This is a genomic window from Bacillus sp. FSL E2-0195 (genome assembly GCF_038003645.1).
Lineage (GTDB): Bacteria > Bacillota > Bacilli > Bacillales > Bacillaceae_G > Bacillus_A > Bacillus_A mycoides.
The window spans coordinates 810,560-822,074 of record NZ_JBBOPN010000001.1 but is presented as its reverse complement, the minus strand read 5'-3'; the positions used below and the strand labels follow the sequence as shown (position 1 = coordinate 822,074).

Here is an 11,515-nt window from a genome sequence, read left to right as displayed (position 1 = left end):
TTTCTTCTACTTCAATTTCCGTAACCGTAATGCTTCTTCTCTCGTCTCCATAAATTGATCTAATACTTTATTACCAATTCGATTGAAAGTAATCACATATAAAGCATCAATCATATTCAGTTGCGTCATTCTCGAAGCAATACTCGCAATGCGATGGTCTTGCTCTACATCTGGCATACAAAGGCGAATGTCTGCCGCTTTATATAACGGAGATGATTGGTCTAGCTTCGTAATCGCAATAACTGTAGCCCCTCGCTTCTTCGCATATTGCGCCATTTCGAGCACATCTTTCGTCCGCCCAGAAGTTGAAATCGCCACAAATATATCTCCCTCTTTTAAATTCGTGACGAGTGGCAACATCATATGAAAATCAGATAGCATCATCGCTGTAAATCCGAGCCTTGTAAATTTATAAGCCCCGTCCATCGCCGGAGTAGCCGATCCGCCTACTCCGTAAAATATAATTTTATCCGCATTTACAATACGATCTGCAGCTTTCTCAAGTTCCTTTTTATCTATCGCAGTAACGCTCGCCTCAATTGCAGCTTTATTCACATATGTAACTTTATTAAACAAGTCGTACGGTCCATCTTCCGTATTCATCACTGAAAAATCATTAATATTATAATCAGCAATCGTTAATTCACGAACGAGCGCGATTTTAAATGATTTAAAGCTCCCAATCCCAATCGACTTACAAAAGCGAATAACACTTGCCTCACTTGCGCCTGCATTCGTTGACACTTCTTTCGTCGTTAAGTTCGGAACAATTTCTGCATTCTCCATTATGTACATGGCAACCTTCTTTTCGGCTGGTGAAAATTGATCCATATTACTTTCAATTTTAAATAGTAATGTTGAAGCTTTCACTATTTAACCTCCACTTCTTATGGTTGCGTATATTCTCTAATATCATTTGTATCATATAGATAAAAACCATCATTGCCAGGTGGATGGTGAACAATTACAGTTCGATCCCCTTTTTTATATGACGTTATTTCACCTTCAGATCGCTGTTTTTCCCATCCATGTATCCAAATTGCAAAGTCAGGTACAAAAGCAGTGTACTTATAGTCTTTCGGATTTTCATCTTCTACATAGGAAGAAAAAATAGAAATTGGAAAATTTTTCACTTTTGACTCTTTCCATGCAGTAAATGGTATACATAGTGCAATAAGTATGATTACACCTATAACTTTCCCCTTTGTAATCTTCACACTTCCCTCTCCTTGTCATATCACATACATAGATTTTATCATAATTACAATCCATTCATGCTACATGACCACTGCATTTTGCAATAAAAAAAGAGCTTACCTACATCAGATAAGCCCTTCCTCTCTATACAAAATACTTCTTCAAAAGCGGCGGCGTAATAATTGTCGTCAATATAACAACAATGACAATCGCTGTGAAATTTTCTTTCGCTAACAAATTCGCCGCAAGTCCATTTGCTGCGATAATAAGCGCCACTTCTCCGCGCGAAACCATTCCCGCACCGATACTAATAGAAGATTGAAGGTTGAATCCTGTCAGTCTTGCGCCTAAACCTGATCCGATTAACTTTGTGAATATCGCAATAAGAGTCATGATGATAATGAACCAAAGCTGGCTTCCTATACCTTGAAATGTAATTTCCATTCCGATACTTACGAAGAACACTGGAACAAATATTGCATAAGCAATTGGTTCAATTTTATGTTCCACTTCATGCTTATACTCTGTTTGAGAAATGGCAATTCCAGCTGCGAATGCTCCAATAATACCTGCAATCCCCATCATTTCACTGTAATACGAAAAAGAGAAACAAATAATAAGAGCTGCACTAATTAATGCTTCTGTTACGCGAAGTGGTACGAGCATTTTCATAATCCATGGAACAACTTTCCAAGAGATGAAAACAATACTTACAAAAAAGATAATTTTCTTTGCAATGACTAGCGTTACATTTACATCTTGTGTACCTAAAAAACTCATCACAAATGCTAATAAAATAACGACAATTACATCATCAAATACAGCTGCACCTAAAATCGTCGTACTTTCTCTCGTATTCATTTTCCCTAAATCTCTTAGTGTTTGAACAGAAATACTAACCGAAGTGGCACAAAGTAATAACCCTAAAAAGATCGCATGCGACTGTAACATTCCAAACGCAAGTCCTGCTAAATACCCACCAAGGAATGGGAAAATAATTCCTCCCATCGCTACTGCGAATGCAGATTTTAAATTACGATTTAACTCTTCTAAATCAGTTTCGAGTCCTGCCATAAACATAAGTAGCAAAACACCAATTTCGCTAAGCTCATCAATAAGTTCTGAACTATTAATAATACCTAGCAAAGCCGGACCGATAATAATACCAACGATTAATTTACCGAGTACAGAAGGCTGGCCAAGTCTAACGCTAATATCACCAGCTAATTTCGTACAAAGTAAAATGACGACAAGTTCAAAATAAAATAACATAACATCTTCTCCTACTATAATAAAGTAAAACTTTAATCAGTGGATTATTCTTCATCTCTACTGATTGTTAACCTGCATCTATTTCTGCACATAGTTTCTCCTTACAACCGGCTTTTTATTTGTTAAAATTTTATTTGACAAAATATTCTGAATTATAATAAGATTAACCCAGAAATTTTAAAAAACTACATACCATAACTGTATTTTCATTCACTTACATACTCTTTTCCAATGGGCTCGTACTATATTCGCAGTTATGGAAATGAAAACTAAAGGAGGAGAGTTCAAAGTGAAGTCATTATTACGAAAAAAAGCGCTTAGTACTGAATCACCACGACAGCTAGATCGAACATTAACGGCACTTGATTTAACGTTTTTAGGAATCGGCGCCGTAATTGGGACAGGGATTTTTGTATTAACAGGTATCGTAGCGGCAAAACATTCTGGCCCTGGTATTATGCTATCATTCCTTATTGCTGCATTTACTTGTGCTTGTGTAGCCTTTTGTTATGCCGAATTTGCTTCTTCTATTCCTGTCTCAGGAAGTGTGTATACTTACGCATACATGACAGTCGGGGAAGTCGTCGCCTTTATCGTTGGTTGGTGTTTAATGCTCGAATATTTACTCGCTGTTGCAGCGGTAGCTGTTGGCTGGTCTGGATACTTACAATCATTGCTTCAAGGGTTCAATATACACCTTCCCACCATTATTTCCTCGGCCCCTGGTACAGGAAAAGGTGGTCTCATTGATTTACCAGCTGTTTGTATTTTACTTCTCATTACTGGGCTTTTAAGCTTTGGTATACGCGAAAGCGCACGCATTAATAATGTTATGGTCCTTATCAAATTAGCAGTTATTATCGCCTTTATCGTAGCAGGCGCAAAATATGTAAAGCCTGAAAATTGGACACCGTTCATTCCATTCGGGTACGACGGTATTATTACCGGAGCTGCGACTGTCTTCTTCGCCTTTTTAGGTTTTGATGCAATCGCAACCGCGGCAGAAGAAACGAAAAAACCGCAGCGTGATTTACCAATTGGCATTATAGGTTCCCTTCTTATTTGTACAGTTTTATACATGATCGTATCTTTCGTTTTAACAGGCATGGTTCCTTATACGCAATTAGACGTTTCTGATCCAGTTGCATTTGCACTACATTTCGTTGGTGAAGATACTATTGCGGGGCTACTTGCAGTTGGTGCGATGACAGGAATGACAACCGTTCTTTTAGTCGTTATGTATGGACAAGTTCGTGTTTCTTATGCAATGAGCCGAGACGGCTTACTCCCAAAAGCTTTATCACGCGTAAATAAAAAAGTAAAAATCCCTTTATTAAACACATGGATTACTGGAGTATTTGCAGCTTTATTAGCAGGACTTTTAGACCTACATTTACTAGCGAATTTAGTAAACATCGGTACGTTAACAGCCTTCACATTCGTTTGCTTTGCTGTACTTATTTTACGGAAAACTCATCCTGATTTAAAACGAGGCTTCCGCACACCACTCGTACCTGCACTACCGGTTGTCGCTATTCTTTGTTGTTTATATTTAATGACTAATTTGTCCAAAACGACATGGATCAGCTTTTCATTTTGGCTTATAGTCGGTTTATGCGTATACTTCTTCTACTCTAGAAAACATAGTCATTTAGCTACTAAAAAAACAAATGATGAGAAAAAAGAAGTATAAAAAAATAGCTCGCCTATAATAAAGGCGAGCTATTTTCATTAACGATTGTAAAACGAAAAATATACCGATCAACTTTTGTATACTTATCCCGCTATTTGCCGGGCAGTAAGACTCCCACTGATTAAAGTTTCACTTTATTCTCCCTTACTTCGTCTCTTTCTTTTTCTTTCTCCACGCGTTTACACTATCAAAGAAAAAGTTAATAAATAGCGTTCCTAATCCCGCTAATAAAAATGTCATTAAAAATAGAATCCATATACTTTTATCTTTTAATAAATAATATCCTACAAGGAGCACAACGGCGATCCATACATATTCAAGAATTCTTTTTAGCTTTTTCTCTTCCAAATTATTCGCTCCCTTTTTCTATACTACTTTTAGTATAACAAAAAAAAAGCCTATCATGATAAGCTTCTTTTTCTTATACCTTATTTGTTGATGCTTTTTTCAACAAGTGAAATAGCGTGCTTTAGCGTACGATTCATTGATTCCACATACTCATCTTTTACATTTTTATCTTTTAACACAGCTTCCGCAACTGTGATTTTTTGACTTAATGATTTAACAGAACCGTCTGTTACATTTCCATCTTGCGCTTTCTTTACTAAAGCTTTTGCAGATTCAATATTCACTTGTAATTTTTCTTTCGGTGTTTTTGGCTGTTCTTCTGCTACCTTTGATTGGACAAATGTTTGGTTTGCTGTTTTTAATTCACTATACGTTTGAACAATTTGTTCTCCTGTACTCGCTATATTCTCAAACACTTTCTTTGCATTGTCATAGCTTCTTTGTAATTCGTTAAAAGCTGCTTGTGAATACTGACCTGGCTTTTCACCAAATTCATAAGTACCTGCCAATACTTCTTTCACTTTTCCGATTTCTTCATATAACGTATTTACTTGCTCTAATTTTGTACGAGTAGAAAACTCGTTATATGCCGCTACTACTTCTGAAGAACTTAATGCTTTACTATATAATTTTGCTAATGCAATTTGTCCATTTAACGGAATACCGCCATTTCCGTTGCTATCAGGATCTGCACCAAGTGCGAATGGTACGTTCGGGTGATATACTTTCCCTTGAGCCGGCTGACTATTTACTTTTTTACCATCTACATAAATTGCTACTTCACTGCCGTTATATGTTCCTGTTAAATGATACGTTTTGTTTGCTTCTAATTGAACACCCACACGTTTATAGCTTCCACCAATATGAGCCCATAATTCTACATAGCCACTTCCTGTAGACTCAAAACCAATTCCACCGCTCTCTGTATTTTGCAAAATACCTTGTCCACGAATTTCATTCATTGAAAATACAGTTTCTAACGTAAATGAATTTGCTACTTTTTCTTTTTGTGCTGCTGAAAATGGAAGGTATCCAAATGTATTTGCTTTTCCGTTTAACTTCATAACATTCTTTTTCAATGCTTTATCATATTCAATAGTCACATTGCCCTTAACATCACCTTTTGTACCAAATGATGAACTGTCTTTAAATGTACCATCTGCAAAGTTTACATCAAAAACATCTGCCTTTGGTACTTTCACATTCGGGTCAATATTATCTTTTTTCGTAGTAATTTCTGCCGTTAATGGTTGTACACTTTCATTGCCAAATGAATCAATCGCAACAACTTCAAGTGTATATGTTTTCCCGCCATCTAGTCCTGCAAGTGTAAATGTCAGTTCTTTCGGCACTGGATCTCGATAAAACTCTGAGAATGCTAATAGCTTATTTTTAATCTCACCTGTTTGTTTATCCTTTGCTTGCAAGCGATAAGAATGAACAAGAAGGTTGTCCAATGCTTGCGGGAATGTTACTGTTGCCGCATTTTCCGTTACATTTGATACAGCAAGCTTTGCATCCTTCGCAAAGTATGGCTTTTCTTTATCACGATCTTCTCCATAGTTGAATCCTTCTTTTTTCGTTGGTAATTTAATTTTCCAAGGCTCACCTGTCCAAGAGTTTGTATGGAAATCACGGCGATTAATTGTTACCTCTTTGTCATCTACCTCTACCAATAAACCTTGGCTTAATGTACTAGCTCCTGGCGGGATATTCCCTTGTACTTTACCGCCTTCAACTTCCATATAGCTTACAGAAGATGTTCCAACAGACGTAAAATCTTTTTGATGAATCGATCTTGGATCATCTAACGGATAATGTGAATGACCTGAAAACGTAATTACTTGTGGGTATTCTTTTAATACCGCATTAATTTTCGCACTATCTTTCGTTCCCCATTCTTGGCTACCGTACACTGTATCTTTAATATGTTGATGTAAAAACACAAAAATCGGTTTTTCTGGATCATCTTTTTGTGCCTTTGCCATTTCTTCTTTTAACCAATTAATTTGCTTGTCCGAATAATAGCCATGTGTTGTCCCATCCTCTGGAGACATAACAAGGAAATGATACCCTTTTACCACCTTATGATAATAAACCGATTCCATTCCTGTCTTTTCTAAGAAACGCTTCTGTGCTCCCTCTACAGATAAGCCGTTCCAATAATCATGATTACCTAGAGAATTCATTCGTACCGCATCTTTATTTGCATTTTCGTTATACACTTGCATGAAACGATCATATTGCTTTACTGAACCCGAATCAGTAAAATCACCTACAATGACAAACGCATCTTGCTTTGGTGCAAGCGTATTAAATTGCTCAATCGCTCTTTTCCAGCGGAACGTATCATCTGTTCCACTATCTTTAATATGCACATCACTTACAACTGGGAAAACGATTTTCTTCTCACTTGGTGCCTTTTCTTGCTTTTTCTCTTCCGCTTTAACCGACGTACTCCACGGTAATGATACAAATGCCAATACAAACACCATTAATAATCCAATAAGACCTTTTACTTTTCGTAAAGCAGTTCTTTCCACGTGAATCCTCCTCATAATAATTGATTCATTACAAGGGCTATTTTATCTTAAACATATTAATATCGTTTAAATAACAAATGAATTTTATTAGATTTTTGTAAATATACAGTTAATTAAGTGTTAAGTCCAACATTACTCGTACTATTGTATACAACCACCTTTTGTCTAAAAGAGTCTGATCATTCTTTTCCCATGTCTATTCACATATAATCTTTTCTATAACATTAATGATAAGTTAAGCTGTAAGCCTATTAGACAATCTTAATTTTAAAAATTTTCTTCTTTTCTTAACACATCGGCCATGCTTCTACATTTAATAGTAGTAAAAGACAACTTAAAAAGGAGGGGTTGTATTGAAGAACAAAAAAAATATTGGCTGTTTCGCTCCTTTATCTATCATTTGTCCAGACCCTTGTCCACCGCCCCCTCCTCCAAATTCAAGTTGTGAGCGAGTAACAAATGAATTTGCAGGGAATTTCCTCATAACTAACAACACCATTCCCTCTACCAAAGATGCACTACAATCAATGATACTGTGGCAAAGTGATGGGATACTGCTTATATCAGGTACTGTCTCGGTTTACAATAGTACTAGCAGCACTGAAGCAATTACAATTCAAATCATTGGAGCAGTAACCAATATTTTCACTGTATTTCCTGGTAATACAATATCTTACACAGGTAAAGATTTAAAATCCGTTAGTATTATTAATATACAAAATAATCCTTCACTATATTTAGAAGGCAAGTACTGTTGCCAATTTACATGTTGCTTATAGAATACCAATTTTATTACTTCCTCAATTTAAAAAAGCATACCATTTACGGTATGCTTTTTTTATGAAATTGGATAACGTACTGTAATACAAAACTCGCCTTGATTAACAGTTGTTCCTGTCGTTGTAATTCGAACAGTAGTAAAGTGCCTCACTGTGAAAGTACCACTACTTTGCGGTTGTACAGTAATCGTATCGACTACTGTAGCACCTACTAAAAAATCCACTGTAATCGGATTTGCACCTGTATCATATTTTACATAACCTGAACCGTATATTTCTTGTGTAAGATTATTCGTATAGACAATTTGAGTACCCGCACCTGTAATTGACCAGTCTGCACATACTTGATCTTGCACAAGCGTTTTATTAGAACAACAAGACAAACTGGAACTTCTCATTCCCATTTCAACCCTCTCCTATTCTTCTACGAAAGTGAATAGCGTGTCGTAATACAAAATTCTCCCTGATACGTTCCAGCAGGTGTTGCAGGTAACACAACTTGTATACTATCAAAGCGGCGATACGTAAAAGCAATACTCGTTCCTGGGTTTAATGTTTGTGTATCAATTGTAGCCCCAGCAGAATCAAGCGCTTCTACAGTAATTGGACCTGGACCAACATCATATTTAACAAAACCAGTACCAACTACATTTTGGTTAATATTATTTGTATAAAGAACATTATCAATTGCTGTTGCAACTACAGTAGCAGACCACGGACTACACACTTTATCTTGTACATAATTTTTATCTGGACAGCAAGTTAATGCTGACCCTGAGCACTCACAAGACATAGTTGTTTCCCCTCTCTCTTTTATATTCTCTATATGTGTATGTCCTTCAGAGTCTTTTGCCTGTACTATTCATCTATTTCCAAAAATAAGCACATCATAATTTAAAGTAAAACTCCCACCTCAATACTTTGCTTTACAGCTAAGTTTTGAGGTGGGAATCTTACTGCCCGTTAATGCGAAATAAACTAAATAGATTCAGTTTTGTTTCGTTTTTTCATAAATTTATAGATAAAGATACTAGCCACGATAAGAAGAACGCCTCCTAATATCGGTAACATATATTGTCCAACAACGCCCGCCGCTTTTTCCCAATGCGGACCTAATTTCATTCCAAAATAAATATACAAAGTCGTTAACGGGAACATTGCTACAAATGTATATATGCTAAATTTCCATATGTTCATTTTTGCCATACCACACGGTACAGAAATAAGTGTTCGAACTCCTGGTACGAAGCGTCCAACAAATGCCACAACTGGACCATACTTCGCAAAGAAATCATCTGCTTTTTGAATTTGTTCTTCTTTAATAAAGAAGTATTTCCCGTATTTTATTAATAGAGGGCGACCACCGTAATAACCGAGTGCATATAACGTTAACGGTCCTGTAGTTCCGCCAAGTGTCCCTGCTAATACAGCTAGCCAAAAATTCATATCTCCCTCATATACCCAATACCCAACCATGGGCAAAACTACTTCTGCTGGAATAAATTCAAACGTTAATGCTAACACAACTCCAAAATAAGAAAACTGCTTTAAAAACTCGATTATATCTAAAATAATTTGCTCCATATTTTCAACTCCTATCCTACGTTTACGTTATGCTTTTCTTGTAATTGCACTGGCGCCATCTTTACAATTCGATTCAAAATAAATAACACAATTCCAACATCATCTAAAATACCAATAAACGGTAGGAAGTCTGGAATTAAATCGAGCGGCATCGCTACATAACCAACTAAAAAAGCAATAGATAAAATTTTCTTCTTTATTGAAACCTCTTTTGAAGTAAAAAAGTCAAATAGGAATGGAACAAAACGGCGGACATGGAATACAACTCTTAATCTACTAAAAAGTTTTTTCATTTTCTAGCTCCTCTCTTTGTATACAAAAAGGACCCTACCAAATATGGTAAGGGTCCTAAAAAAGACAATAAGGGGCCTTTACCATTGCTGGTAAAGGTCTCACTAACAACGAAACGTTGCCAATAAAGCCGAGGGTTTCTCCCTGTAATGACGACTTTACTGTAATAAGTTACTCCCCTTTAGATACACAATTTTATACAATCACATTAAGATATTTGGAGGGGCTTGTCAATATTTTTTTCATAATGAAACCTGTTCACATACTTCTATCACTGTTAAAATTTGTCTGCTTGATCTTCCCTACAATCTATTTTTAAAGCGGATTACATTTCGGTATCTCTAACCCTGAGGATTGTGCTAACTTCAATAAATAGTAACACTCCTCCCTCGCCATATGATCCGCCATCCTGGCTGATAATGAACTTAATATTTGCTCAGACAACTCTAATTCTTCTACTTCTCGAAGGAAATGCGAGAATAACTTTAGCTCTAGTGAAACGTCTTTTGTAAACTTCTTCAAAGCTGGAAAATGTTTCAGTTCTGCCCGTAAATAACCTGTCATTTCAACTGCTTTTAAATAAAATTGTTCAAAATGTTTAGCAAACAAATCACTTTTCTCCTTCAATCCTTTTTCCACAACATCTAATCCGCCTGAAATAGAACCAGCATGCCCTGCTGCATCCGTTAACCACGCGAGATGATAGTGTAGTTCATGAAAAACGGGCGGGACTTCTCCCCTCCCTAAGTATTCTAATACTGTTATATATTCCTCCACTTCATTTACCATATGATTAATAAAAGTCGGAGTAAAATGAATCACAATTTTACCTTCCAATTGCTTTTGTATAATATTTAATTTAAATGCTCGAATCTCCTCTGCAGCTTGTTCTGCATCTTTTGAAAATGCAATAAAATTTACAGAATGAATTTCATTTAAAAAGTTCGTGAATTTTTCTACAAAATAGGTGGCTTTCTGTATATCTTCTTTCTCCTGTGGAGCTAAAGCATCTAGTAAAAACTGAGCATGATCCCCGAGAACTTTGAGCCAAAATTTATGTTCAAACAGTGCGCTTTCTTCATACATTCTATCCACGCTATCCCCCCTATGGTTACTCATGCCTCTGATGAAATTTGAAGCTTATAGCAATCTGGATCATAAAGAGTAATTACCACCCCATCCGCATGCTGTTCTTCCGCAAAAGATATTTTGTAAAACTGTAATTTTCTCTTTACTTTTTCCATATCAGAAATTGAAAAGGTTATTAATTCACACGAAGAATTAGCAACCTTCTCTCGCCCTCGTAAATTCCGATTTACTACAAAACAAATTCTCGTTAAACCAACGTCATACCAAACACCTGTTACATGTAGTTGAGGTCTCTCCTTGCTTGGTTTAAAGCCTAAAATCCCTTCATAAAAATACAATGTTTCCTTTAAATTTTTTGATTCTAATACGATACATGTTGTAATGCCTTCCATCCTCAACTCCCCCTGTCTCTATTAGTTTTTTATATGAGTCATAAATGACAATTATGTACGAATACAATACATAATAATGGATATTTCATTTATAAAGGAGGGTTGTAACATGGATAAATTCATGAAATCCTACATACCTTATCATGGTCCAAACGATCCTTGTCCTCCAATTGGAAAGAAATATTACTCAACTCCCCCGCACTTATATATGGGTTTTCAACCAACTAATTTACCCCAATTCACACCAAAAGAAGCTTTAAGAAAAGGGACTTTATGGCCTGCTTTTTATGATTATTATGAAAATCCTTACAAAAAAGGAAGGTGAAT

14 protein-coding genes are annotated in these 11,515 nt (G+C 36.1%); 3 read left to right on the top strand and 11 right to left on the bottom strand.

What is annotated here, in order from left to right; translation table 11 throughout:
* Nucleotides 1-6: 6 nt before the first annotated feature.
* From MHH59_RS04215 to MHH59_RS04205, 3 genes are all read right to left on the bottom strand, one after another.
* Entirely contained in the window at nt 7-870 is an 864-nt protein-coding gene (locus MHH59_RS04215) for a MurR/RpiR family transcriptional regulator (RefSeq protein ID WP_340850857.1), read from the bottom strand.
* A gap of 17 nt (nt 871-887) precedes the next feature.
* Nucleotides 888-1,217, bottom strand: a complete 330-nt coding sequence (locus MHH59_RS04210) for an outer surface protein (protein ID WP_078178214.1) — start codon at nt 1,215-1,217, stop codon at nt 888-890.
* Between the two features lie 124 nt (nt 1,218-1,341).
* Complete coding sequence (locus tag MHH59_RS04205) at nt 1,342-2,469, bottom strand: cation:proton antiporter (protein WP_000899801.1); 1,128 nt, start codon at nt 2,467-2,469, stop codon at nt 1,342-1,344.
* A 289-nt stretch (nt 2,470-2,758) separates the two neighbouring features.
* On the opposite strand from MHH59_RS04205, the gene MHH59_RS04200 reads away from it, so the two are divergent.
* A complete protein-coding gene (locus MHH59_RS04200) occupies nt 2,759-4,162 on the top strand; it encodes an amino acid permease (RefSeq protein WP_002029953.1) in 1,404 nt (467 codons plus the stop codon).
* Nucleotides 4,163-4,306: 144 nt separating this feature from the next.
* On the opposite strand, the gene MHH59_RS04195 is transcribed toward MHH59_RS04200, so the two are convergent.
* Both MHH59_RS04195 and MHH59_RS04190 read right to left on the bottom strand, forming a co-directional pair.
* Nucleotides 4,307-4,510 carry a hypothetical protein gene (locus MHH59_RS04195; protein ID WP_000391506.1) on the bottom strand — a complete coding sequence of 68 codons (204 nt, stop codon included), beginning with the start codon at nt 4,508-4,510 and terminating at the stop codon, nt 4,307-4,309.
* Nucleotides 4,511-4,590: 80 nt separating this feature from the next.
* Nucleotides 4,591-7,053, bottom strand: coding sequence for an FN3 and LamG domain-containing metallophosphoesterase family protein (locus MHH59_RS04190; protein WP_340850855.1), 2,463 nt, complete (start codon nt 7,051-7,053; stop codon nt 4,591-4,593).
* Nucleotides 7,054-7,406: 353 nt separating this feature from the next.
* On the opposite strand from MHH59_RS04190, the gene MHH59_RS04185 reads away from it, so the two are divergent.
* Entirely contained in the window at nt 7,407-7,832 is a 426-nt protein-coding gene (locus MHH59_RS04185; protein ID WP_340850854.1) for an S-Ena type endospore appendage, read from the top strand.
* A 59-nt stretch (nt 7,833-7,891) separates the two neighbouring features.
* Here MHH59_RS04185 and MHH59_RS04180 read toward each other — a convergent pair whose 3' ends face one another.
* The 6 genes from MHH59_RS04180 to MHH59_RS04155 all read right to left on the bottom strand — a co-directional run bounded on the left by MHH59_RS04180 (nt 7,892) and on the right by MHH59_RS04155 (nt 11,188).
* Nucleotides 7,892-8,236: a DUF3992 domain-containing protein gene (locus MHH59_RS04180; protein ID WP_002125443.1), complete on the bottom strand. Its 345-nt coding sequence runs from the start codon at nt 8,234-8,236 to the stop codon at nt 7,892-7,894.
* Nucleotides 8,237-8,256: 20 nt separating this feature from the next.
* Nucleotides 8,257-8,625 (bottom strand): DUF3992 domain-containing protein, encoded by a 369-nt coding sequence (locus MHH59_RS04175; protein ID WP_078178217.1) that lies wholly within the window; start codon nt 8,623-8,625, stop codon nt 8,257-8,259.
* A gap of 185 nt (nt 8,626-8,810) precedes the next feature.
* A complete protein-coding gene (locus MHH59_RS04170) occupies nt 8,811-9,416 on the bottom strand; it encodes a DedA family protein (protein WP_000435001.1) in 606 nt (201 codons plus the stop codon).
* Between the two features lie 11 nt (nt 9,417-9,427).
* On the bottom strand, nt 9,428-9,709 hold the full coding sequence (locus MHH59_RS04165; protein ID WP_340850853.1) for a YkvA family protein: 282 nt from the start codon (nt 9,707-9,709) through the stop codon (nt 9,428-9,430).
* A 313-nt stretch (nt 9,710-10,022) separates the two neighbouring features.
* Entirely contained in the window at nt 10,023-10,802 is a 780-nt protein-coding gene (locus tag MHH59_RS04160) for a DUF2935 domain-containing protein (protein WP_340850852.1), read from the bottom strand.
* Nucleotides 10,803-10,822: 20 nt separating this feature from the next.
* Nucleotides 10,823-11,188, bottom strand: a complete 366-nt coding sequence (locus MHH59_RS04155; protein ID WP_000398543.1) for a VOC family protein — start codon at nt 11,186-11,188, stop codon at nt 10,823-10,825.
* Nucleotides 11,189-11,297: 109 nt separating this feature from the next.
* Here MHH59_RS04155 and MHH59_RS04150 point away from each other — a divergent pair, with 109 nt between their 5' ends.
* On the top strand, nt 11,298-11,513 hold the full coding sequence (locus tag MHH59_RS04150; protein WP_000357172.1) for a spore coat associated protein CotJA: 216 nt from the start codon (nt 11,298-11,300) through the stop codon (nt 11,511-11,513).
* The last annotated feature ends 2 nt before the right edge of the window (nt 11,514-11,515 follow it).

What these genes read in the sequence shown, in the direction of transcription:
- MHH59_RS04205 (WP_000899801.1), bottom strand. Translation starts at nt 2,469, where the DNA reads ATGTTATTTTATTTTGAACTTGTCGTCATTTTACTTTGTACGAAATTA.
- MHH59_RS04165 (WP_340850853.1), bottom strand. Translation starts at nt 9,709, where the DNA reads ATGAAAAAACTTTTTAGTAGATTAAGAGTTGTATTCCATGTCCGCCGT.
- MHH59_RS04150 (WP_000357172.1), top strand. Translation starts at nt 11,298, where the DNA reads ATGGATAAATTCATGAAATCCTACATACCTTATCATGGTCCAAACGAT.
- MHH59_RS04175 (WP_078178217.1), bottom strand. Translation starts at nt 8,625, where the DNA reads ATGTCTTGTGAGTGCTCAGGGTCAGCATTAACTTGCTGTCCAGATAAA.
- MHH59_RS04180 (WP_002125443.1), bottom strand. Translation starts at nt 8,236, where the DNA reads ATGGGAATGAGAAGTTCCAGTTTGTCTTGTTGTTCTAATAAAACGCTT.
- MHH59_RS04155 (WP_000398543.1), bottom strand. Translation starts at nt 11,188, where the DNA reads ATGGAAGGCATTACAACATGTATCGTATTAGAATCAAAAAATTTAAAG.
- MHH59_RS04170 (WP_000435001.1), bottom strand. Translation starts at nt 9,416, where the DNA reads ATGGAGCAAATTATTTTAGATATAATCGAGTTTTTAAAGCAGTTTTCT.